A 20955-nucleotide genomic window follows, 5' to 3' on the forward strand; every position below is an offset into this window, starting at 1 on the left:
GAAAGAAAAACAACCATCAAACCATCGAACGTAATAGAGAGGGAGTTCATGACCACCGCAACAACGTTCGTTCCGACCGTTGCCGAGGCGACTATGGCAGGTTTTTTCCCGAGCCGGCATGAAGTCGAGGTCGTTGACAATCAGGAACTGACTGACGGCGTGTACCGTTTGACGTTCCGCGACGAATACATCGCCAGCCATGCAAAGCCGGCACAATTCGTTGACGTATATTCCAACGATTCAAGCAAGCTGATGCCGCGTCCGTTCGGCGTTTGCGAAACCAACGGCGACGAAGTCAGCCTCATGTTCGCCGTGGTAGGCAAGGGCACCGCCGAATTCGCGCAGCTGAAGCCGGGAGACACCATTCGTGTGATGGGTCCGCTTGGCAATTCGTTCAAGACCAAGGAGCCGGCCAATTATGTGCTGGTGGCTGGTGGCCTTGGTGTGCCTCCGCTCGTGTATGCGGCGCAGCATATTGCCGGCGTCGAAGGCGCGGTCAGCACCGCGGTGTTCGGCTACCGTAACGTGCATTTCGGCGACGAATATGTGGGCAAGTATGCTGACAAGGTGTACAGCATCGACGAGAGCGAAGGCAATGTGATCACCCTGCTCGACCGTATCGAAGACGAGCTGCTCAGTGACGAGCTTAAGCCGGTGATTCTGACCTGCGGACCTTTGCCGATGATGAAGGCAGTGGCTGCATGGGCCGCGAAGCGTGATATGGCATGCCAGCTGAGCTTGGAACAGCGCATGGGCTGTGGTTATGGCACTTGCGTGCTGTGCACGGTCGACACGTTGGACGGACGTTTGAAGGTCTGCTCCGACGGTCCGGTCTTTACTCGCGAACGTTTGGGATGGGGTGAATGAGATGATCGACGATACCCAGCATGAGAACCTGTACGGTTCGTACGAATGGAAGCATCCCACGCAGGTGGCGGGCGTGCCGTGGAAGAATCCGGTCGCCACGGCTTCCGGCACCTTCCAGTATGCGGCGGTCCGCTGGTTCTACGACGTGAGCCAACTGGGCGCGGTCACCACCAAGGGCGTCTCCCCGGTGCCATGGGAAGGCAATCCAGGCATCCGTACCGCTGAAGGCCCATCCAGCAACATCAACGCGGTCGGCCTGCAGAACCCGGGCGTGGACCATTATTTGGAAGACGACCTGCCCAAGCTCAAGGCCATCAACGCCACGGTCATCGCCAATGTGGCTGGCCACTGCGACGACGACTATGTCGAAGTCGTGTCCAAGCTGAACGATTCGCCGGCCGACATGCTGGAAATCAATGTGAGCTGCCCGAACGTGTCCGCTGGAGGCATGAGCGTCGGCACCGATCCGGTAGCCTTGAGCCGTCTGATCACCCGACTGCGCAAGCTTACCGACAAGAAGATGATTGTCAAGCTCACGCCGAACGTCACCGACATCACCGTGCCTGCCCGCGCGGCCGTGGAAAGCGGTGCCGACGCGCTGAGCATGATCAACACACTGCTCGGCATGCGCATCAACATTCGCACTGGGGAGCCGATCATCGACCATGTGACCGGCGGCGTTTCCGGACCGGCCGTGCTGCCGATGGGACTCGTGGCCGTGTGGAAGACCCGCTCCGCATTACCGAGCACTCCGATCATCGGCATCGGCGGCATCGATTCCGGCGAGAAGGCGCTCGAATACCTGTATGCCGGAGCGAACGCCGTGGAAGTCGGCGCGGCCGCACTGTTCGAACCGACCGCACCATTGCGCGTGGCCCGCGAACTCGACGACCTGCTCGACGCACGTCCCGAACTCGCAGACAAGCTCGCCAAGGGCGAAACTTGGCGCTGATCTCGATCATTCATCAAAGGAGCATGACATGACTGAATCCCTCGACCACCGTTTTACCAAGTTCCTGCTGGAAGCACAGGCGCTGAAATTCGGCGAGTTCACGCTGAAGTCCGGTCGTAAGTCGCCGTATTTCATCAATGCGGGCGCATTCAACGACGGACGTAAGATCGCCACGCTCGGCGCATTCTATGCGGAGAAGATCGCGGCGGAAATCGAAGCAGGCAATTTGCCGAACGACATCGACACCATTTTCGGCCCTGCCTACAAGGGCATTCCGCTGGGCGTCTCCACCGCGATCGCTCTGACTTCCGGCCACGGTATGGAGGTCGGCTACACCTTTGACCGTAAGGAGAAGAAGGATCATGGCGACGGCGGCATGATGGTCGGCACTCAGCTGACCGACGGCATGAAGGTACTGCTCGTCGACGATGTGATGACCGCAGGCACCGCAGTACGCGAGGTCATTCCCAAGCTCAAGGCCGAAGCGAATGTGGAGGTCGTCGGCTTGGTGCTTTCCGTGGATCGTATGGAAAAGACCAAGGATTCCGACACGTCCGCGGTGAGGGCCGTCGAAGCAGAGTTCGGCTTCCCGGTATTCGCCATCGCCAATGTGCGTGAGATCTTCGAGGCTGGCCAGCGTATCGAAACTGCTGACGGCACCGCGTACGTGACTGACGAGATCAAGGCCGCTGCCGACGCCTATCTGGAGCAGTATGGCGCCTGAATTCTATAGGCAGGTCCTACAATTGAATATATGAAAAGTGCCTCACACCAATCGAAAGCATCGGTGCGAGGCACTTTTTCATATCTCATATCAGATCATATCAGAGTGCATTCAGTCGATCAGGTTGTATCCATGGTCGGCCACCACCGACTTGAGCTTCTCCAAATAGTTTTCCGCGGCCTTCGACAGCTTCGCACGTTCGTTTGTGATCCAGCCGACCAGCATGGTCTCATCGGTGTCAAGCGGCACGGTCACGATTTTCTCATTGTTGAGATCGCCGTTGTCGATGCCGGTGCACACGGTGTAGCCGTTCAGACCGATGATGAAGTTCAGAATCGTCGCACGGTCGGTCACGTTAATCTGCTTGGGGGAGTATTCCGGCCAGACCGCCTCTTCGGCGAAGAAGAAGCTGCCCTCCTCGCCCTGCTCGTACTGGATGAACGGGAATGGCTTCAAGTCGTCCATCGTGACTTTCTTCTTGCCGGCCAGCGGATTGTTGCGTGAAATGAACACATGCAACGGAGCACGGAACAGTGGATGGAATTCCAAATGCTTTTCGCGCAACATCTTGCCGATCACGTCTTTGTTGAAATCGGACAGGTAGATGATGCCGATTTCGGAAAGCATGTTCGCCACTTGGTTGATGATGTCTTTGGTGCGTGTCTCGCGAATGGTGAACTCGTATTCGTCGGATTTGATGGAGTTGATCATTTCCACGAACGCTTCGACGGCGAACATGTAATGCTGTGTGGACACGGAGCACAGCTGTTTGCGTGGCTTCGCGTTCTTGTAACGTTCTTCGAGTAGCGACGCCTGATCGAGCACCTGGCGCGCGTAGGTGAGGAATTCCGCTCCGTCCACGGTCAAGGCGATGCCTTGCGACGAGCGGGTGAAGATTTCGATGCCAAGCTCGTTCTCGAGTTCCTTCACAGACGAGCTCAACGCGGGCTGTGACACGTACAGCTCGTGCGAGGCTTCGTTCATGGAACCGCATTCCACGATTTTCACAATATATTTCAGCTGAAGAAGAGTCATAAATTCAGGTTAGAGCCATGTACTGACCGTAGGGGGAGTGCTTATACCCTCTTGTCTGGATAGTGGACTGCCAATCACGCAGATCGAAGACGTGAAAAACCAATTGCAGCTTGACGAGGATCGTACACAGTTGGAAACCCCAAAAACCGTGCTCGACAAAACCGGTCAAGTGTTCGCCCAATGGGAGCAGACCGGCTTGACGAGTCAGGGCCTACTTGACGGGTCAGGCCTACAAGCAAAAGAGTTGTCCCTATCGGAGTGCCCTATATCGACATACAAGCGACAAAAAAGGGATTGCCCGGTTTTCTACAAACCAGACAATCCCGTTCGTCACAACCTACTACAGTTCGGTCTACTGGTACAGATGGCCGCCCTGCTCGCGGAAGCGTTCGCTCATTTCTTGCATGCCGGCAGCGATGGTTTGCGCGTCGGCGACGAGCTTCTCCTGTGCTTCGGCATTACCGAATTTTTTGCGGATGTTTTGGCTGATGGCCATGGAGCAGAACTTCGGGCCGCACATCGAACAGAAATGCGCCATCTTCGCAGGCTCGGCCGGCAAAGTATCATCATGGAACGCGATGGCGGTGTCCGGATCGTAGCTCAGGTTGAACTGGTCAAGCCAACGGAATTCGAAACGTGCCTTGCTCATGGCATTGTCGCGGTCGATGGCGTGCGGATGATGCTTGGCGATATCAGCCGCATGGCAGGCGATCTTGTATGCGATCACACCTTGCTTCACATCGTCCTTATTCGGCAACCCAAGATGTTCCTTCGGCGTCACATAACACAGCATGGCAGTGCCATAGCGGGCGATTTCCACACCGCCGATCGCCGACGTGATGTGGTCGTAGCCGGGAGCGGTGTCAGTGGTGAGCGGTCCAAGCGTATAGAACGGCGCGTCCTTGCAGATCGCCTTTTCCATTTCGATGTTCATGCGCACGGTGTCGAACGGAATATGGCCGGGTCCTTCGATCATCACCTGCACGTCGTGTTCCCATGCGCGCTGGGTAAGCTCGCCCAAAGTCATCAGTTCGGCGAACTGTGCCGCATCGTTCGCATCGGCAAGTGATCCCGGACGAAGTCCATCACCTAGTGAGAACGCGACATCGTACTTGGCGAAGATCTCACACAACTCATCGAAATGCGTATAAAGGAAGCTTTCCTGATGATGCTGCAAACACCATTCGGCCATGATCGAACCGCCACGCGAAACGATGCCCGTCATACGATTCGCCGTCAACGGCACAAAACGCAGCAGCACACCGGCATGAATCGTCATGTAATCCACGCCTTGCTCGCACTGTTCGATCACCGTGTCGCGGAACAGTTCCCAGCTGAGCTTGGACGCATCATCCTCCACCTTTTCGAGCGCCTGATACATTGGCACAGTGCCAATCGGCACGGGGGAGTTGCGCAGAATCCATTCACGAGTGGTGTGAATGTCGTTGCCGGTAGACAGATCCATCACAGTGTCGGCACCCCACTTGGTGGCCCACGTGAGCTTCTCCACCTCCTCGTCAATAGACGAAGTGACCGCCGAATTGCCCATATTGGCGTTGAGCTTGGTGAGGAACTTCGAGCCGATGATCATGGGTTCAGCTTCGGGATGGTTGATATTGCAAGGCATGACCGCACGCCCTGCGGCCAGTTCGCTGCGTACCAATTCCACGCTGCAATGCTCGCGTTCCGCCACATAGCGCATTTCCGGCGTGATGATGTTGTGGCGCGCATACCACATTTGCGTCACCGGATGATCCTTGGCCTTCATCGGCTTATGCTGGCGACCACGCCATTCCTTGGAGGCCTTGCCGCGCTTGATGGCGCGCTTGCCGTCATCTTCCAAATTGCGGCGACGTCCTTCATATTCTTCGACGTCTCCACGGTCAAGAATCCAGTCCAAGCGTAGGGGAGCGAGACCCTCCTTCGGATCGCATTTCGGACCTTCGGTGTTATAATCCTTGAATGGTGCGTTCGGTCCGACGCCAGGAGTGTCAGACAATTTGATTTCGGTGTACGGCACTTGCAGATCGTAGGAACCGAATTCGTTTTCGAAATGCACCGGCGTGGTTTTACGAATATGTGCTTTGTCTCGCTGCTTGGAATCGCGTGCGGCAATGTCGACGCGCTGTTGCTTGGCAAGCTTGGATGCGGCCTTGGCTTCCTTCGCATTGGTGAACTTCTTTTCGCCGGATGCGCCGTCGGCTGTGTTGTCAGTGTTGATTTCCGCCGTTTTCTGGGCTTTCATGCGCGGCGCGTACCCGTGCTTCGTGTCGCCACGTACGGCTTTCCAACGCGCTACCATATCTCGGGTTGCGGCTTCAGGATCATCGGCTCCTGCAATCGCGGACACCACGAACCAGCCTGCCGCCTTTGAATGCGCCAGCATTTCCATATCATCTGCGGTCACGCCACCGCCTACCACTACCGGAAAACCACTGGCTGAACAAATAGTGTTGATCTGCTCTTCGTCAAGCGTGCGACCTGAACCGTCATTGCCGCCTACGGATGCTTCCGGCTTGGTGACGGAAACATGCAACGGCGCCGCACCGATATAGTCGATGCAGCCGTCAGGCAATTCGTTGATGAGTTTGACCAGGCTTTCCGTTTCCGCCGACAATCCCACGATGGCATCTTCGCCAAGCAGTGCACGGGCTTCACGCGGTTCCATATCGGTCTGCCCGATGTGCACGCCGTCAACCTTGATGCCTTTGCTGCGGGCCTGCCACACCACGTCCACGCGGTCATCGATCACGAATGCCACGGAATCCGACTTATTGTTGTCTTCGATGATCTGCGCGATATCACGCGCCATGTCGGTAAGATCCTTCGCATCAGCGTCTTTGGCGCGCAGTTGGATGAAGCTTGCGCCCCCGCGCAATGCGTCATCGATAACGTCGGTGATCGGTCGGCCTTTGCAATCCTGTGGTCCTACCACAAGATAGGCGCTCAGGTCGAAGCTGTCTCGCATCGACGCATATGGATAATTATTCATGATTCCCCCTTGATTATGCTGTTTTGGGTTGGGAAATTTGATTTCGTCAGTAAATGGGTATACTGACACGCCCGTATTCTTGGATACACGGGATAGAAAACGAAATTACGATTGATGATTTCGCGATGCAGGCTGTTTGGTCGACGCGTCTGCTGTGCAGACTTTTACGGATGCCAATTGACGCTGACAATGCGTGTGTGCTGTGGCACTCATTCTCCGCTCCCTACGATGGTGTTAACCAACAGGTTCAAAGGGTCAGGCATTCACCTATCTCAGCTCCGTTGGGGAGCCCCCCTGCTTTATGTGTTGGCTATGAATCTACGCCCTGCACTGGACGTAACTTTCATCGAAGCCCACAGAAGAGTTAGGCCAGTCGTCACTTTCGCATGCATCGCCTTCATCCGTATCACGACCTCGCCGCGCAACTCACAGCAAAACTCTCCTTGCAGGCCAAGCTATACTTCAATTAAATGCATTGCGTGTGAAAGAGGTTGACTACATGTTGGAAACGGAACGGCTGACATTGAGGGCTTGGGCGGAAACAGATGCGGAAAGCTTGTACGCCTATGCGAAAGATCCGGATATCGGGCCTATCGCAGGCTGGCCCGCACACCGGTCGAAAGAAGAAAGTCTCAATACGATTCGTCATGTGCTCAATGGCAAGGAATGCTACGCGATTTGCGAGCGCGGCAGCAATAGCCCCATTGGTTCGATTGAGTTAAAGCTTAATGGTCATACGGATATGACGGATCGTGATGATGAGTGTGAGTTGGGTTACTGGCTGGGCAAGCCTTTCTGGGGGAGGGGTTATATGCCGGAGGCAGCCAAGGAGGTTATCCGTCATGGTTTTGTTGATCTTGGTATGAGTGCGATTTGGTGCGGCTATTATGACGGCAATCTGAAGTCGAAGCGGGTGCAGGAGAAGGTTGGTTTTGTCTATCATCACACGTGTGATGAGGTGCCGGTGCCTCTTATGCACGAGGTGCGTGTCGGGCACGTGAATATTCTTACCAAATCACGCTGGCAAAATTTGGATGCCCGCTGATTGTGCCAGAAGCCAACCTAGAATGCTTTGGAAAGGTCTTGGTGGGCTTCGAACGGATGCTGGTCAAGACCCTTTAGAGCTTCATGATGTTTTCCTCGATGCGACGGATGACGTCAATGAAAGCTTCATCGTTTTTCCCGGTTGGATCTGGCAGATTCCAATTATCGTCGAAAGCTCTGCCGATATAGGGGCAGCCCACGTCGCAGCCCATGGAGATCGCAGTGTCAGGTTTTGGAATATCCGAAATCAGTTTGGAGTATTGCGTTTTCTTCATGTCGATGCCGTAAAGCTCTTTCATGAGTCGTACGGCATCCTGATTGATCTGCGGCTTGGTTTCCACGCCTGCGGAATAAAAGTCAAAATCGGTTCCGCGTAAATGCTTTCCCAACGCTTCGGCAATCTGGCTGCGGCATGAATTATGCACGCAAATAAAAGCCACTTTTCTCATAGCTTCCCCTGTCTGCGATGTTATGATTTCGCGATTGCTGTTCCGTATTATACGTTTCGCCCAATGTGCCACATTCACATCATCGAGTAACACAATGCCCGGTACGACCATGGCATAAGTTGGTCGTACCGGGCATTGGCTTGGATTATTTGCCCCAGACTTCTTCGGCGATGGATCTTACGAGTGCAATCTTAGCCCACTGCTGCTCCTCAGTGAGTTTGTTGCCTTCCTCAGTGGAGGCAAAACCGCACTGGGTGGACAGACACAAGCGGTCGAGTGGCACATACTGGGCCGCCTCGGAGATGCGAGCCTTAATCACTTCCGGATCTTCAAGTTCCGGTCTCTTGGAGGTGACGAGGCCAAGCACAACCTGCTTATCGCCGGAAACCTTAGCCAGTGGCGCGAAGTCACCGGAACGGTCGTCGTCGAACTCCAGATAGTAGGCGTTCACGTTCTCTTCGCCGAACAGCTTGGCTGCGACCGGAGCATAACCGCCGGACGACAGCCACGTGGAATGGAAATTGCCGCGGCAGATATGGGTGTTGATCACCAGGTCGTCAGGCTGATCCGCGATCACTGCGTTAATTACGTCGAGATTCTCCTGCTGCAGACGGGCCGCATCCTCATCGCTCCAGCCGAGACGCTCACGCACGCTCTTGTCGCACAGGCGAGTCCAAGTGCAGTCATCGAACTGCACGTTACGGCAGCCGGCGGCATACAAGTCGGCGATGACCTGACGGTATGCGGCCACAATATCCGCGGTCAGCTCGTCGTCATCCTTGTAGAACTCGTCGTACGGGTAGGCGTTCTTGTTGCCGGTAAGCACGAAACGGGTCTGCGCTGGGGAAGGCATGGTCTGGCGAGCTACGGTATTGTCATCTTCAAACTGCTTGACGAACTTGAAATGCTCCACAAACGGATGATCGTGTCCGTCGAGCTTGCCGGTCACCGTGGCAGTGTCGGCGGGAGTGACCTCGTCATGGAAGGCAACGCGATGGGCGGCTGCGACATGGTCCACGCCGTTGAAGCCCCACATGAAATCGAAATGCCACCAGCCGCGACGGAATTCACCATCGGTGATGACATGCAGGCCGGCGTCCTTCTGCTTGGCAGCCAAATCAGTGATCAGCCTGTCTTCGACAGCCTTCAACCCAGCGGCATCAATAATACCTGCAGCATAATCTGCACGAGCCTGCTTGAGTTCGTCCGGACGTAGATAAGAACCGACCACATCGGCGCGGAACGGCGCATTCTCGGAATATGCCATGATTCTCCTTTGACTATTGACTTGCGATTAACAATCACAACACAACGACAAAACCAACAATATGCTATCCCACCACCCACAAACACGACGTATTCCATCCGCCTGGTTGACAACGTACTTCCGTCCATCCACAGAGTTTTCAATGCTGGAATAAATGGGGATGAATGACACTGCATGGCGTTCCGATATTGGCAGACACGCGGCCGATGATTGTGCAGAGAATCGCGAAAGGCATGCGGAATCACGGCATGAGTTGCGTTGTGTTCGTATATAATCGCAACGGACATGAACGACTGCAAGGAGGCTGCCATGACTGTGCCGCAACGAGTGCTTGACACTATGAATTCCGGACTGATCTACACCTGCGATGACGAAGAGATGATCAAAGCACAGAAGGAACAGATGGAACTGCTATACGACTTCAACGCAACCCGCCCCAGTCAAATGACGCAACGCAACGAAATCGCACGCCAACTGCTTGGTGAATTCGGCGAGGACGCTTATATCGAACCGCCGTTGCATGCCAATTGGGGATGCAACACGTATTTCAGTGCGCACGCTTACGCCAATTTCAACCTCACGTTGGTTGATGATGGTGAAGTGCATATCGGCGAACATACCATGATCGGCCCGAACTGCACTATCATTACCACCGGCCATCCGATTCGTCCTGACCTGCGCGAGAAGGTCACACAGTATTCTCTGCCGGTCACCATCGGCCGTAATGTGTGGTTGGGCGCCAACGTTACCGTGCTGCCCGGCGTCACCATTGGCGACAATTCGGTGATTGGCGCATGCTCGCTGGTTACCAAAGACATTCCCGCCAATGTGGTCGCATTCGGACAGCCATGCAAGGTGTATCGCGAAATCGGCGAACATGATGACGTCTACTATTGGCGTGACCGCATGATCAACCCACCCTACGATCAGAAGCAGTAAAACAAATCACTACTGGCCAACCGTTAAAACAGGTCGAATCATCGTGGACTGGTCGTTATGACAGATCCACGATCCCATAATTTGCGACTGTCAAGCGAAATACCGGGCGCACCATTGCTCCACCACACGGGCAAGGCGCGCTTTTTCTTTGAAAACTCAGTCCTGGCTGCTCCAATCAATCATGCTTCCCACCATAATGCGTGAAATGTAACGGATGCATGTCCGCGGTAGATGTTTACATAGTAGATGTTTAGATAATTATCTAAATAAGAAAATCTTTAAACATTGCAAAGTGAAGGAGGAATGCATGGCAGGGGAGGGATTCAAAGCGCTCTCCGATCCCACGCGACGGCGCATTTTGGAATTACTGCGCGAACGTGACATGACGGCTGGTGAACTCGCAGAACAATTCAACATAAGCAAACCGTCGATCAGCCACCATCTGACCACGTTGAAAACCGCGGGACTGGTAACCGACGAACGGCATGGGCAGAACATCATCTACAGTCTCAACACCACGGTGATGCAGGATCTGATCGGATGGTTCATGGGATTCATGGACAGCGATGGAAACGTCAATCAAGCGAATGATCAAACAGACAGTAAATAAAGGAGAGTCTTATGCGCGGGAACAACTTGAACGATTTCAAAAAAGCCTTCGATAACAACATCAACAATGCCGAAGACAAGAACAAGACTGATTCGGGGGAGAAGATCGCTCCGATCGGACGTAATCTGTGCATTGCGCTTGTTGCACTGTGTGTAGTCAACATCATCGCACATCTTGCTTGCTACAGTCGGCTTCCCGAAAACGTGCCGATTCATTGGGGTGCCGATGGTTCGGTCAATGGTTATGGCCCGCGTGCCGTAACGTTGATTCTTGATGTATTGCCGTTGCTGTGCTTGGGACTTTTCCTCGTCATCCCGAAGATGGACCCCAAGGGAGAAAACTACATGAAGGCCAGCGGACTGTATCGTGGATTCGTCATCGCGTTCACACTCATCATGTGCGGTGTCACATGGTTCACTGAAGCCACCGCATTCGGTGTAATCCCAGCTACCGGCGGTCCCGTTGGGCTTATTATCAGCGTGGTATTGGGCGCGTTGTTCGTCGGCTTAGGAAATTACCTTCCGCGCATGCGCCAGAATTACACTTTCGGCATCAGAACGCCTTGGGCTCTGGCCGACGAGAACAATTGGAAGCGTACGCAGCGTGTAGGTGGCATCTCTTTCATGGTGTTGGGAGTGTTATTGGTCGTAGCGGGCGTTGTCAGCTCTGTCGTGCCTGTGGACGACATGCTCATGGCTGCAATTATTGTGACGATAGCGGTTGGCGCAGCGCTCGTTCCTTATGTGTACAGCTACCTGTTGTTCCGCCGCAATCGCGGTTCGCGGCAAAACTGAAGTAACGTCATAGCGATGCTAAATACCGTCGCCTTGACACAGAACACAAATCAACGTTGATAAACGCCGTTGGTAGGCTGGGGAAAGTTCGATGACTGAACTCAGGAGATCCAATTGAAAACAGTGAAGGAATCGAATCTGAATTTCTTCACTGTTTTCAATTGGGGTGCGGTTCACATGCGTGCGATCCGCACCCTTTGTTAATTCAAGTGTTCGTTTTGAAAAAAGTCAGAAATCCATGCCCAAAGATTTCAGATCGCGGCGAGCCTGATCGGCGTTAGTGAAGCGGAACGCGTGCATGCCCACGGCCTGTGCGCCGGTGACGTTCTTCGCGGTGTCGTCGAAGAACACGCTGGATTCCGGCCTGAGATTGAAACGGCTCAGTGCCAGTTCGTAGATGTCGGCATTCGGTTTGTGCATCTTCTCCACGCCAGACACCACCGTGCCCTGCAACAACTCCTCCAGCTGCGGGAACCTTTCGAAAGCAAAATGGAACGTCTCATGCGACCAATTCGTCAACCCCCACACACCGTAGCCTGCAGCCTTCAAATCACGAAGCAGCTGTTCCATATCCGGAATCATGCGGGGGAGCGCATCGCCATAGCGTTCGATGTAATCGCGGAAGATCTCAGCGATCTCCTCACCCTGCTCGCGTACCACATCGGGATAAATGTCTTCGAAATCTTCGCCATGGTCCATACGATCCTCATAATCATAGAAACCGCACGGATCATCATCTGCGCAAATACGGTCTACAACTACCCGGGGGTACCTGCCTTCAAGGCATGCGCGCGTCTGCCAGTCGATGAGCACGCCGCAAAAATCAAAGACCACATCGGTGACGTTGGCACTGGGGGAGGTCATGAAAATCCTTCCTGCAAAATACGGATTGGCAACGCCAGTGTAACGCAAGGTAACCGACGCTGGGGCTGATGTTCAGTAAATTTGTTGCACGATTAAAGTAATTGTAAAAATGCAGGCTGAATACCGTCGATAATATCGCTGGCGATGATTGGATGGCCGATTTCTCCGAAATGCTGCTTTTTGGAATGACCGTAGATTTGCGGACGATGCCATCCACGCTGTTCGGATTGCGATGCAATCGCTCCCGCAAGACCATGCATGTAGGCGCCGGCAGCCACGACCTCGGGAACCAATGCCGGATCCTCGGCAAGCATGTCGTCCTGCTGCGCGAGCAGGGCTCCCAACATGCCGGCGAGCACGTCACCCGATCCTGCGGTAGACATCCATGCCGGTGCGCGACCGGAAAGAATCACACGCTCATTGTTCTCGCCATCAGCGCCCACCACCATGGTCACCGCGCCCTTCATCAACACGGTCGCACCGGTCAGCTCATGGAGTTTGCGGGCGCAGGCAAGCGGCTGCGAGCACACCTCGTCGACACCGACTTCGTTTTTGCCCAGCCGAGTCAGCATGTGGGCCAGCTCTCCGGCATGCGGGGTGACGACCACCTGAGTCGGCACCTTATCTGGTAGCAGGTCCAAGGCTCCGGCGTCCACCACGATTGGTGGCATATCCAGTGCGCCTGCATGCCCGGCATCGACATCGTCGCTAAGATCGGTTTCTTGCGGCAGCTCATAGTGCTTCAGTAACGCGGCTATGGTTTTGCGCTGGAAGTCGGAGTCGGACGCTTCGTCATCGCCTGCGGGAACGCCGGAGCCAACCACCCACGATTGGACGCGTCCCTTGCCGATCACCGCCTCAGGCAACGAGGAAAGCACCATATCCTGCGCGCGTTGTGGGCCAAGATAACGCACCATGCCTGTGTTGGTGTGTGCGGCGGCAGCGGAAGACAACACGGCCGCACCTGGGTAACGTGCGGAACCTGTCACTAAGCCGACCACTCCGCGTGAATATTTGCCGTCCGAAAGCTGCGGCAGACGGATCGAATCCGTTACGAAATCGCCATCCGTCATTTCGGTCGCGGGAACGCAATCATCGATATCGAAGCCGAAATCGACCAAAGTGAGGTGCCCACATGCATACGAGGCGGGCGGCACCATTGCGCACGGCTTCATCGCACCGAACGTCACCGTCACGTCTGCCGGAATATATGGTCCCGGCAGCGAACCATCATTCACGCCAACGCCGGACGGTGTGTCGATCGCCACGACAAGCGGCAGATCGGAGGAGGGTTCATTGTTCGGCAAGGCGGGCCTGTCGGGAAGTTCGCCATCGAATCCCAAGGAGGATGCGATGGCGCCTGCGATGCCACGCAACGCGCCGCTTACGCCAATGCCGGTCATCGCGTCGATGATCACATGGGAGCCTTGGGCGTACTCTACTGCGGCCTGCAGCCGTTCTCCGGCCTCTCCTGCGGAGAAGCCCGTGGCGCATCCGGGGATTTCGGCGGCGGGGTCGAGTGCGAGAATGCGGCCTCCGGCGTGCACGAACGCGCTGAAAGCCTCCTCGTGCAGGGAGCGGCCCACAGCGATTGCAGTGACTTGCGCGCCTTCGTTCGCTAATTCCGCACCGGCGTACAGGCCGTCGCCGCCATTGTCTCCTGCGCCCACAAGCAGGGTCACGCGAGCGTCTTCGATGGTGAGATCCTCGTCGTCGAGCAGCGTCATGGTCACGTGGGCCGCTGCCGAGGCGGCCATGCGCATCAGCGGCACGCCGTCGTCTAGCAGCGGACGTTCCATGTCGCGCACGGTATCGGAGTCGTAGGCGCTGTACAGCAGTGTTTGCAAACGGTCGACGTCGTCGGCGATGTTCATAACGTTCCCTTCCTTGTCGTTTATGAGCGACAATCCCTACTGTAGTCGTAATATTGGGAGTCAAGGATTTTTCGGCGTGGAATGGAGGCCAAAATGGCGTATATCGAAATGCGGCACAGTTACAAGCGTTACCAAATGGGTTCCACCACCATCATCGCGAACGATGATGTGAGCTTCGGCATTGAAAAGGGCGAACTGGCCATCATTCTGGGCGCGTCGGGCGCGGGCAAGTCGACGGTGCTCAACATTCTGGGCGGCATGGACACGAATTCCGAAGGCAGCGTGGTCATCGACGGACGCGACATTTCCAACTACTCTCCGAGACAGTTGACGGCCTACCGTAGAACGGACATCGGTTTCGTGTTCCAGTTCTACAATCTAGTGGCGAATTTGACCGCGAAGGAAAACGTCGAACTCGCCTCGCAGATCGTTTCCGACGCGCAGGATGCCGTCAAAGTGTTGGAAGACGTCGGTCTCGGAGATCGTGTCGACAATTTTCCCGCGCAGCTTTCCGGCGGTGAACAGCAGCGCGTGGCCATCGCCCGAGCCGTTGCGAAGAATCCGAAGATCCTGCTGTGCGACGAGCCGACAGGCGCGTTGGACTACAACACCGGCAAGCAGGTGTTGCAGATTCTGCAGGACATGAGCCGTAAGAAAGGCGCAACCGTGGTGATCGTGACCCACAATTCGGCGATCGCGCCGATTGCGGATCGTGTGATCCGCATGCATGATGGCAAGGTTACCGCCGTCGATGTCAACGAGCGTCCGATGGATATAGCGGAACTCGAGTGGTGATGCCGCGACACGCGGTACGACACTCGATTTGCGAAGACGTGCGAAGCGTGTAATATATGTGACTTGTGCACGGAAGCAATTCCGTACAGGAAGCACATTCCTGCGTAGCTCAGTTGGCAGAGCATCCGACTGTTAATCGGACGGTCACTGGTTCAAGCCCAGTCGCAGGAGCGCAGTTTTAGGAGTTTTCTGATTTTTTCGGGAAAGACTTAAAACGAGAAAGATATTCCTGCGTAGCTCAGTTGGCAGAGCATCCGACTGTTAATCGGACGGTCACTGGTTCAAGCCCAGTCGCAGGAGCTTAGGCGGAAACCCTTATGGGAGTAAGGTTTCCAGTCGGAATCGGAAGAGCCGTCAGGGGAGTGAGAGGCGGATGTTCTCTCCGATTCTCAGACAAACTCGCCATGTCATCACGGAAAAACCAGAAAAAGGGCCGTGACACGCCGGTGAAGCGTTCGGCGGACGCTCTGCGGGACGGTCGGCGGCGTCCGCCGTGTTCCGCTGGAACATCCCACGGGGCGAGGGAGAACGCGGAGGGAACAGGAGAGAATACGCACCGCGCACCGGCGTTTCACGCGTGTCGGAAGCGTACGGTCCTCCGACCGTTCGATGCCGGTCATGCCGCACGGACAGACGTGCCGCGACCATCATGGGGTATGCCGATTCTCTCCCGGAAGCGGGGGAGAGAACAGGAAAGGTAGCCACGGACAGGAAAGACCGCAGCGGTCGTAGATCATGGACGTTCGAACGGGAACCCGACCATGGGAACACCCGCATGATTCGTTTCTCGGTTGCCAATCCATCCCGTGCGTGCAGCCGGACGAATATCTCGGTTCGCTGTCTGAAACCCAGTGAGGGGGTACGGTCATCTCGCTATGCGAGACTTCACAAAGCCTACACAAATACCGTTGATACGGTGTCAAAAACACGCAAAATATACCCCCTTTACACGAATTAACACTCTCGTTACATGTTCGTAACATAAAAACCGCCATTTTCCAACGATTTCAAATTTGCGTGTTGCGGTCACGCGTGACCGCAGCGTGACCGCAAATGACCGCAACCCCCGTAATGTCGAGAAAACGTTGGAACGACGCCGTTTTCAGCACATAAAACAGGCCAAAAAACGGCAAAAACACGGTAATACTAGTAAGTAGACCTACTCTTATGACATTAGAATTAAGTAAACCTATAAGAACATGAATTAACCCAAGAGTTTACTTGACCTGCGAGAAAGAAAAAGATGTTTTATTACTCGCTTCGCTCGTAATAACACATCCAAAAAGAAAGTTTGCGTGCTAAAATCGCAACTGTGACGCCGAAGCCGCTTGACAATCCCCCGTTCGGCGCTCCCGCATCAGTCGGCGTTCCCCAGCCGCCAAACCCAGAACAATCCACGAAGACCCGCACTCACGACGCATCATCGTCAACAGCTGGAACGTCGAATCCCTAAGCCGGATGGCATTGCCGCCATGCCACTGCCTGTTCCAATTCCACGTGCGCGGCGACAGGCTCGACTGCCAGCTGTACCAGCGCTCCTGCGACATGTTCCTCGGCGTGCCGTTCAACATCGCGGAATACGCGCTCCTCACCATGATGGTCGCCCAGCAGACCGGCTACAGGCCCGGACGGTTCATCTGGGTCGGCGGAGACACCCACATCTACAGGAACCACCTGGAACAGGTCGTGAGGCAGCTCGAACGCGAGCCGCGCCCGTACCCGCGTATGAGCATCGACAAGGCGTCTAGCATCGACGCGTACACGTATGACGGACTTCCACCTGACCGACTACGACCCATGGCCCGCGATCAAGGCACCGGTGGCCGTCTGAGACATAAAAAAACGGGGACATCCTCATCGAAAGGATGTCCCCGTTTTTTCGTATGCGGTCTCGATGCTTGGTGTATGTTTATTCATTATTTTCATAAAGGGATCTGCCATACCGATGAAACGGTAAGCGGTAAAAGAAAAGCCCACCGGCGCAAACCAGCGGGCAGAAGATGAACTCACTCATAATCGGATGAATCATAATCCCAATAATCCGAATCGTCATCATCGCTATCAGACGAATACGAACTATCCGAACCATGCCTATCAGACGAGTCTGAAGAATCAAAACTATACGCAGCAGACACACCTACGAACAAAAGCGCCGAAACCACAATGCCGACAATCGCCACGGTCAACGCCTTCCATGAATGCGATGAAGTACGATCATCCACAAACTCCCTCATATGCGACTCAGCATCATCGCCATATTTCTCACGCAATCCATCAACGGACAAACGTTGAGGATCACCAGCTTCAAAACGCTCAATCTCATACAACCTATCCAACGGGATAAGCCCCGAACGCCTGATACCATTCCTCACCGAAAACTGAATCACCCAAGCCAACAACGCCAATCCAGCGATACCAGCGGTCATACAAGCCAATCCGATTAGAAAAACCATGATGTTCTCCTTGCTCTCCTGCAATATGTCTCAACAAGGATTATCCCGCTAATCGACCGACTGATGAATCATGGGCGTTTCTCAAAAAGTCATCCTTGAGAATCTGGCGGTAATCCGTAAGAACCTGCATGGTCACGCCCAGCTCCGCTGCCATATGCCATGCGTCACCGTCCCACAGTTCTTCGGCCATGGCGAACTCGACCGGGCTTATCAACGTCGATGCCGTCTCGCGTCGCGCCCGACGCTCGCACTTCACGCCGAACCGCGTGCCGCAGCCGAGATCACGGTACTTCGCGTGCACAAGCTCATGGCATAGTGTGCAGAGCCTCTGCCGGTCGTTCAACCAGTCGGCAAGCCAAATCGTCCGCAGCCGGTCGCAATACAATCCGCAGGTAGTGCCGGGAATATCGGATTCCAAAACCTTCAAACCCATGGCTTCGGCCTGCTGTTCCAAAACGTCGATGGTGATTCGTGACATTGTTCCCTTCGTATTATTAGGCGGCGGCATCATGAGTGAATGCCGCCGCCATGTTCGTGGTTGTCTCAGTCTTCAGGTGTTTCGGCTTCGAGTCTCGCGTTCGGGTCGTCGTTCGCGGCCATGTCGAATTCGTCACGGTAGATGATCGGACTGTTCGCCCAGTCGGCGTCCGCGTTTTCCTTGAGACGGCGTGCGAGTTCCTGAAGCAGCTCGTCATCCGAAGCGTCATGCAGTCTTGCGACGGTCTTTCCGTTAGCCATCTCGTCGGCTCTTATATATCCGAACTCAACCAGAGCCTCTACGGGGGATTTGTGGTAGGCGCGTGCAATAAGAATGACGTTCTCGGCGCTGAACCCAAGGGCATTGTTGTATTGCCTCCAAGCGGTTGTCTTGATGATTCCCGCTTTGAGGGCTACTTCGGCGATGGTGTCGCCTTGGACTGTTTCTTTGAACCATGTTTCTTTGCTCATGGTTTCATTATGCAACCAAAGCGGTTGCAAGTCAACACGCCGAGCGAGTTGCGAAATGAAAAAACCTGTTGCATGATGTAACCACAAGTTGCAAAAAGAAATTCGAGGTTGCGAAAGGAATCACTGATGGCTGAATACAAAATGCAGTTCCGAGACGGCTTCCTAGACCGAACAAAACTCATGAGCGGACTCAAAACAGACGAAGCGTTCGCCGGAGCAATAGGAGTCAGCGAAAGCGTCCTAGCCAGAGCCAAAAAAACCAACGAATGCACACCACTCATGCTCATAGGACTCTACAAAGCATTCGGCTTCCAACCCGGCGAAGTCGCCCAAATCAAACAAACCGCCTAACCACACCACACACGTCAAGGAACCCACAATGAAAATCGTCACGCCAAACGGCATCCTCGAAGGCAAAAACATTGAAACCATCCTCAAACAATACGGGCACGACTGCCTGCGCGGTGCAGACCTGTGGGGTGCAGACCTGCGCGGTGCAGACCTGAGCGGTGCAGACCTGCGCGGTGCAGACCTGCGCGGTGCAGACCTGAGCGGTGCCAACCTGCGCGGTGCAGACCTGAGCGGTGCAGACCTGTGGGGTGCCAACCTGCGCGGTGCAGACCTGTGGGGTGCCAACCTGCCGGAACTTACCATCGCCAAAACCAGCATCCTCCCCGACGAAGGCGACATCATCGGCTGGAAAAAAGCATACGTAGACGACATAATGCCACCGAGACCAGTCATCGTAAAGCTCCTCATTCCGGCCGACGCGCAACGCTCCAACGCCACCGGACGCAAATGCCGCGCCAGCAAAGCGCGAGTGCTCGACCTGCAAGACAAGCAAGGCAACGGCCTCCCACCGGATACCACGGCGTACAGCGGACACGACACAGACTTCACGTACAAAAAAGGCGAAACCGTGCACGTCGAAGACTTCGACACCAACCGGTGGAACGAATGCGCCCCCGGCATCCACTTCTTCATCACCCGCATCGAAGCCGTCGAATACTAAGGAGACCCCAAATGAATGAAACCAGACAACAGAAGCTTGAATACCTCACCGACAACGGCTACCTGCATAATCTGCGAGGAGAGTTAGGCATGTCCACTAAAACGCTAAGCATCCTTACAAAACTGCCAGAGGACATGTTTACCGCCATCATCCCAAAGGATGCGAAGAACGGAGCTACTGGAAACGCGATTCTTTCAGAAGATTTGGTGAAAGCCATGCGCAGAGGCTCCAAAGAACTCCAAGCCAAATACAACACCACCGACATGATCGACATTCTCTACGCTGAGGCAACCAAATGAGCAACGATATTGTCGAAATCCCGTTCAACGGGAGTGCGATGATCGCTCAAAGGTTCGATGACGGTGAAATCTACGCGGCATTGAAACCCATCTGCGAGAACATCGGCATCGCGTTCAACGGACAGCGGGAACGGCTCAACAGAACGCCTTGGGCAGTTGTGCGTATGATACGCACAACTGGTGCGGACGGCAAACAGTACGACATGCTGGCTGTCAGCCGTAAGACGTTGACCATGTGGCTCGCCACCATCGACACGAACCGTCTCAGCGACGAGCGAGCACGCCATAACGTGACCGTCTACCAGCAGGAAGCCGCAGAAGCCCTCGACAAGTACTTCAACGAGGGTGGAGCAATCCGCGTTTCCGATACTGATTCGGACGAGGACATCATGGCTCGTGCCGTGCTTGTCGCGCAGAAGACCATCGAGCGCAAGAACCAGCAGATTCAGGCCAAGGACGCGCAGATCAGGGAGCTGGAGCCGAAGGCTCAAGCGCTTGATGATTTCACGAACGTGGAAGACAGGCTGCTTGTCCGCGACGCGGCAAAGGTCCTGTCGAACGCAGGAACACCCATCAAGGAAAAACAGTTGCGCGAGTGGATGGCCGACCATAACTGGATTTTCAAATCCGGTGGCTCTTGGCGTGCGACCGCGGAGCATTGCGCTGCGGGCCATCTCGTGATGGTCATGTCCCAAAAGCATGGAGTCAAGGATGATGGCACGCAGTTCGCCTTCCCTCCCACCGTGCGCATAACCCGCAAGGGTTTGGCGCTCCTGCACAAGCGTCTTGGCGAAATCGCATTGGACAAGGCGCTTGACGCGGAGGCGGCGGCATGACGATGATGAATCCTCCGGCACCGCCGTTCGAGCAGTCGATTGACGATGCCGGACGTTACAAGCTTCTCGTCAACGAGAACAACGGCGGTTCCATCGTTGAAATCGATGGGGGTAAACGATTCACGTTGGCATTAATCAGTGAAAGCAGGTTGGAAAGCTTCTCCCAATGGCTTTCCGACACGTTGGGCCAATCACGATAGG

Annotated in this window: 22 protein-coding genes, 2 tRNA genes, 1 pseudogene and 1 riboswitch; of the genes and pseudogenes, 16 read left to right on the plus strand and 9 right to left on the minus strand. The window is 55.0% G+C overall.

Translation table 11 applies throughout. The features are described from left to right. The first annotated feature begins 48 nt into the window (after positions 1 to 48). The 3 genes from AH68_RS04520 to pyrE are packed head-to-tail and all read left to right on the plus strand — an operon-like array spanning position 49 to position 2543. The gene (locus AH68_RS04520) at positions 49 to 867 is read left to right on the plus strand and encodes a dihydroorotate dehydrogenase electron transfer subunit (protein WP_039198045.1); all 819 of its coding nucleotides are present in this window, start codon (positions 49 to 51) and stop codon (positions 865 to 867) included. Position 868: 1 nt separating this feature from the next. Further along, positions 869 to 1819: a dihydroorotate dehydrogenase gene (locus AH68_RS04525; protein WP_039198046.1), complete on the plus strand. Its 951-nt coding sequence runs from the start codon at positions 869 to 871 to the stop codon at positions 1817 to 1819. Positions 1820 to 1847: 28 nt separating this feature from the next. Continuing rightward, complete coding sequence (gene pyrE / locus AH68_RS04530; protein WP_039198048.1) at positions 1848 to 2543, plus strand: orotate phosphoribosyltransferase; 696 nt, start codon at positions 1848 to 1850, stop codon at positions 2541 to 2543. Positions 2544 to 2654: 111 nt separating this feature from the next. Here the strand turns inward: pyrE and AH68_RS04535 are convergent, their stop codons facing one another. Continuing rightward, positions 2655 to 3578 carry a LysR family transcriptional regulator gene (locus tag AH68_RS04535; protein WP_004221895.1) on the minus strand — a complete coding sequence of 308 codons (924 nt, stop codon included), beginning with the start codon at positions 3576 to 3578 and terminating at the stop codon, positions 2655 to 2657. A gap of 352 nt (positions 3579 to 3930) precedes the next feature. Then, positions 3931 to 6573: a phosphomethylpyrimidine synthase ThiC gene (thiC, locus tag AH68_RS04540; protein WP_144245758.1), complete on the minus strand. Its 2643-nt coding sequence runs from the start codon at positions 6571 to 6573 to the stop codon at positions 3931 to 3933. Positions 6574 to 6773: 200 nt separating this feature from the next. Next, positions 6774 to 6876: riboswitch (TPP riboswitch) on the minus strand. Between the two features lie 193 nt (positions 6877 to 7069). Between thiC and AH68_RS04545 the strand changes: the two genes are divergently transcribed. Further along, a complete protein-coding gene (locus tag AH68_RS04545) occupies positions 7070 to 7615 on the plus strand; it encodes a GNAT family N-acetyltransferase (protein WP_039199820.1) in 546 nt (181 codons plus the stop codon). A gap of 73 nt (positions 7616 to 7688) precedes the next feature. Here the strand turns inward: AH68_RS04545 and AH68_RS04550 are convergent, their stop codons facing one another. Both AH68_RS04550 and AH68_RS04555 read right to left on the minus strand, forming a co-directional pair. Further along, positions 7689 to 8063 (minus strand): arsenate reductase/protein-tyrosine-phosphatase family protein, encoded by a 375-nt coding sequence (locus AH68_RS04550; protein WP_039198051.1) that lies wholly within the window; start codon positions 8061 to 8063, stop codon positions 7689 to 7691. 145 nt (positions 8064 to 8208) lie between these two features. Next, positions 8209 to 9330 (minus strand): 5-methyltetrahydropteroyltriglutamate--homocysteine S-methyltransferase, encoded by a 1122-nt coding sequence (locus tag AH68_RS04555; RefSeq protein ID WP_039198052.1) that lies wholly within the window; start codon positions 9328 to 9330, stop codon positions 8209 to 8211. 285 nt (positions 9331 to 9615) lie between these two features. Here AH68_RS04555 and AH68_RS04560 point away from each other — a divergent pair, with 285 nt between their 5' ends. From AH68_RS04560 to AH68_RS04570, 3 genes are all read left to right on the plus strand, one after another. Beyond that, positions 9616 to 10269, plus strand: coding sequence for a sugar O-acetyltransferase (locus AH68_RS04560; RefSeq protein ID WP_374938131.1), 654 nt, complete (start codon positions 9616 to 9618; stop codon positions 10267 to 10269). A gap of 307 nt (positions 10270 to 10576) precedes the next feature. Further along, positions 10577 to 10879 (plus strand): autorepressor SdpR family transcription factor, encoded by a 303-nt coding sequence (locus tag AH68_RS04565; protein ID WP_039198056.1) that lies wholly within the window; start codon positions 10577 to 10579, stop codon positions 10877 to 10879. 11 nt (positions 10880 to 10890) lie between these two features. Beyond that, a complete protein-coding gene (locus tag AH68_RS04570) occupies positions 10891 to 11673 on the plus strand; it encodes an SdpI family protein (RefSeq protein ID WP_039198057.1) in 783 nt (260 codons plus the stop codon). 228 nt (positions 11674 to 11901) lie between these two features. Here the strand turns inward: AH68_RS04570 and AH68_RS04575 are convergent, their stop codons facing one another. Next, positions 11902 to 12537, minus strand: coding sequence for an HAD family hydrolase (locus AH68_RS04575; RefSeq protein WP_039198059.1), 636 nt, complete (start codon positions 12535 to 12537; stop codon positions 11902 to 11904). A 92-nt stretch (positions 12538 to 12629) separates the two neighbouring features. After that, a complete protein-coding gene (locus tag AH68_RS04580; protein WP_039198061.1) occupies positions 12630 to 14411 on the minus strand; it encodes a bifunctional ADP-dependent NAD(P)H-hydrate dehydratase/NAD(P)H-hydrate epimerase in 1782 nt (593 codons plus the stop codon). A 93-nt stretch (positions 14412 to 14504) separates the two neighbouring features. Between AH68_RS04580 and AH68_RS04585 the strand changes: the two genes are divergently transcribed. From AH68_RS04585 to thyA, 4 genes and pseudogenes are all read left to right on the plus strand, one after another. Continuing rightward, entirely contained in the window at positions 14505 to 15206 is a 702-nt protein-coding gene (locus tag AH68_RS04585; protein ID WP_039198063.1) for an ABC transporter ATP-binding protein, read from the plus strand. Positions 15207 to 15304: 98 nt separating this feature from the next. After that, positions 15305 to 15377: transfer RNA gene (locus AH68_RS04590), tRNA-Asn, on the plus strand. Positions 15378 to 15433: 56 nt separating this feature from the next. Further along, positions 15434 to 15506: transfer RNA gene (locus tag AH68_RS04595), tRNA-Asn, on the plus strand. A gap of 1092 nt (positions 15507 to 16598) precedes the next feature. Beyond that, positions 16599 to 17037: pseudogene (gene thyA, locus AH68_RS04600) on the plus strand (thymidylate synthase); the annotation flags it as partial. A gap of 175 nt (positions 17038 to 17212) precedes the next feature. Here the strand turns inward: thyA and AH68_RS04605 are convergent. The 3 genes from AH68_RS04605 to AH68_RS04615 form a co-directional block, all read right to left on the minus strand. Then, positions 17213 to 17659, minus strand: a complete 447-nt coding sequence (locus tag AH68_RS04605; RefSeq protein WP_144245695.1) for a hypothetical protein — start codon at positions 17657 to 17659, stop codon at positions 17213 to 17215. Between the two features lie 40 nt (positions 17660 to 17699). Beyond that, the gene (locus AH68_RS04610; RefSeq protein ID WP_052189147.1) at positions 17700 to 18137 is read right to left on the minus strand and encodes an ImmA/IrrE family metallo-endopeptidase; all 438 of its coding nucleotides are present in this window, start codon (positions 18135 to 18137) and stop codon (positions 17700 to 17702) included. Positions 18138 to 18202: 65 nt separating this feature from the next. Further along, positions 18203 to 18607 carry a hypothetical protein gene (locus tag AH68_RS04615; RefSeq protein WP_039198068.1) on the minus strand — a complete coding sequence of 135 codons (405 nt, stop codon included), beginning with the start codon at positions 18605 to 18607 and terminating at the stop codon, positions 18203 to 18205. 126 nt (positions 18608 to 18733) lie between these two features. Here AH68_RS04615 and AH68_RS04620 point away from each other — a divergent pair, with 126 nt between their 5' ends. From AH68_RS04620 to AH68_RS04640, 5 genes are read left to right on the plus strand one after another with little or no spacing between them, the layout of a single operon-like run. After that, complete coding sequence (locus AH68_RS04620) at positions 18734 to 18958, plus strand: hypothetical protein (RefSeq protein WP_039198071.1); 225 nt, start codon at positions 18734 to 18736, stop codon at positions 18956 to 18958. A gap of 28 nt (positions 18959 to 18986) precedes the next feature. After that, a complete protein-coding gene (locus tag AH68_RS11220) occupies positions 18987 to 19619 on the plus strand; it encodes a pentapeptide repeat-containing protein (RefSeq protein ID WP_039198073.1) in 633 nt (210 codons plus the stop codon). Positions 19620 to 19630: 11 nt separating this feature from the next. Continuing rightward, entirely contained in the window at positions 19631 to 19918 is a 288-nt protein-coding gene (locus AH68_RS04630; RefSeq protein WP_039198075.1) for a hypothetical protein, read from the plus strand. Next, positions 19915 to 20754 carry a phage antirepressor N-terminal domain-containing protein gene (locus tag AH68_RS04635; protein ID WP_039198077.1) on the plus strand — a complete coding sequence of 280 codons (840 nt, stop codon included), beginning with the start codon at positions 19915 to 19917 and terminating at the stop codon, positions 20752 to 20754. Before AH68_RS04630 ends, AH68_RS04635 begins: the two co-directional genes overlap by 4 nt. Further along, the gene (locus AH68_RS04640) at positions 20751 to 20954 is read left to right on the plus strand and encodes a hypothetical protein (protein ID WP_039198079.1); all 204 of its coding nucleotides are present in this window, start codon (positions 20751 to 20753) and stop codon (positions 20952 to 20954) included. Before AH68_RS04635 ends, AH68_RS04640 begins: the two co-directional genes overlap by 4 nt. Position 20955 lies beyond the last annotated feature (1 nt).

Origin of the sequence: Bifidobacterium catenulatum PV20-2 (assembly GCF_000800455.1) — a bacterium.
GTDB lineage: Bacteria > Actinomycetota > Actinomycetes > Actinomycetales > Bifidobacteriaceae > Bifidobacterium > Bifidobacterium kashiwanohense_A.

Coding starts and splice junctions, on each gene's coding strand:
- AH68_RS04520 (WP_039198045.1), top strand. CDS start 49: ATGACCACCGCAACAACGTTCGTTCCGACCGTTGCCGAGGCGACTATG.
- AH68_RS04525 (WP_039198046.1), top strand. CDS start 869: ATGATCGACGATACCCAGCATGAGAACCTGTACGGTTCGTACGAATGG.
- pyrE (WP_039198048.1), top strand. CDS start 1,848: ATGACTGAATCCCTCGACCACCGTTTTACCAAGTTCCTGCTGGAAGCA.
- AH68_RS04535 (WP_004221895.1), bottom strand. CDS start 3,578: ATGACTCTTCTTCAGCTGAAATATATTGTGAAAATCGTGGAATGCGGT.
- AH68_RS04545 (WP_039199820.1), top strand. CDS start 7,070: ATGTTGGAAACGGAACGGCTGACATTGAGGGCTTGGGCGGAAACAGAT.
- AH68_RS04550 (WP_039198051.1), bottom strand. CDS start 8,063: ATGAGAAAAGTGGCTTTTATTTGCGTGCATAATTCATGCCGCAGCCAG.
- AH68_RS04555 (WP_039198052.1), bottom strand. CDS start 9,330: ATGGCATATTCCGAGAATGCGCCGTTCCGCGCCGATGTGGTCGGTTCT.
- AH68_RS04560 (WP_374938131.1), top strand. CDS start 9,616: ATGAACGACTGCAAGGAGGCTGCCATGACTGTGCCGCAACGAGTGCTT.
- AH68_RS04565 (WP_039198056.1), top strand. CDS start 10,577: ATGGCAGGGGAGGGATTCAAAGCGCTCTCCGATCCCACGCGACGGCGC.
- AH68_RS04570 (WP_039198057.1), top strand. CDS start 10,891: ATGCGCGGGAACAACTTGAACGATTTCAAAAAAGCCTTCGATAACAAC.
- AH68_RS04575 (WP_039198059.1), bottom strand. CDS start 12,537: ATGACCTCCCCCAGTGCCAACGTCACCGATGTGGTCTTTGATTTTTGC.
- AH68_RS04580 (WP_039198061.1), bottom strand. CDS start 14,411: ATGAACATCGCCGACGACGTCGACCGTTTGCAAACACTGCTGTACAGC.
- AH68_RS04585 (WP_039198063.1), top strand. CDS start 14,505: ATGGCGTATATCGAAATGCGGCACAGTTACAAGCGTTACCAAATGGGT.
- AH68_RS04605 (WP_144245695.1), bottom strand. CDS start 17,659: ATGGTTTTTCTAATCGGATTGGCTTGTATGACCGCTGGTATCGCTGGA.
- AH68_RS04610 (WP_052189147.1), bottom strand. CDS start 18,137: ATGTCACGAATCACCATCGACGTTTTGGAACAGCAGGCCGAAGCCATG.
- AH68_RS04615 (WP_039198068.1), bottom strand. CDS start 18,607: ATGAGCAAAGAAACATGGTTCAAAGAAACAGTCCAAGGCGACACCATC.
- AH68_RS04620 (WP_039198071.1), top strand. CDS start 18,734: ATGGCTGAATACAAAATGCAGTTCCGAGACGGCTTCCTAGACCGAACA.
- AH68_RS11220 (WP_039198073.1), top strand. CDS start 18,987: ATGAAAATCGTCACGCCAAACGGCATCCTCGAAGGCAAAAACATTGAA.
- AH68_RS04630 (WP_039198075.1), top strand. CDS start 19,631: ATGAATGAAACCAGACAACAGAAGCTTGAATACCTCACCGACAACGGC.
- AH68_RS04635 (WP_039198077.1), top strand. CDS start 19,915: ATGAGCAACGATATTGTCGAAATCCCGTTCAACGGGAGTGCGATGATC.
- AH68_RS04640 (WP_039198079.1), top strand. CDS start 20,751: ATGACGATGATGAATCCTCCGGCACCGCCGTTCGAGCAGTCGATTGAC.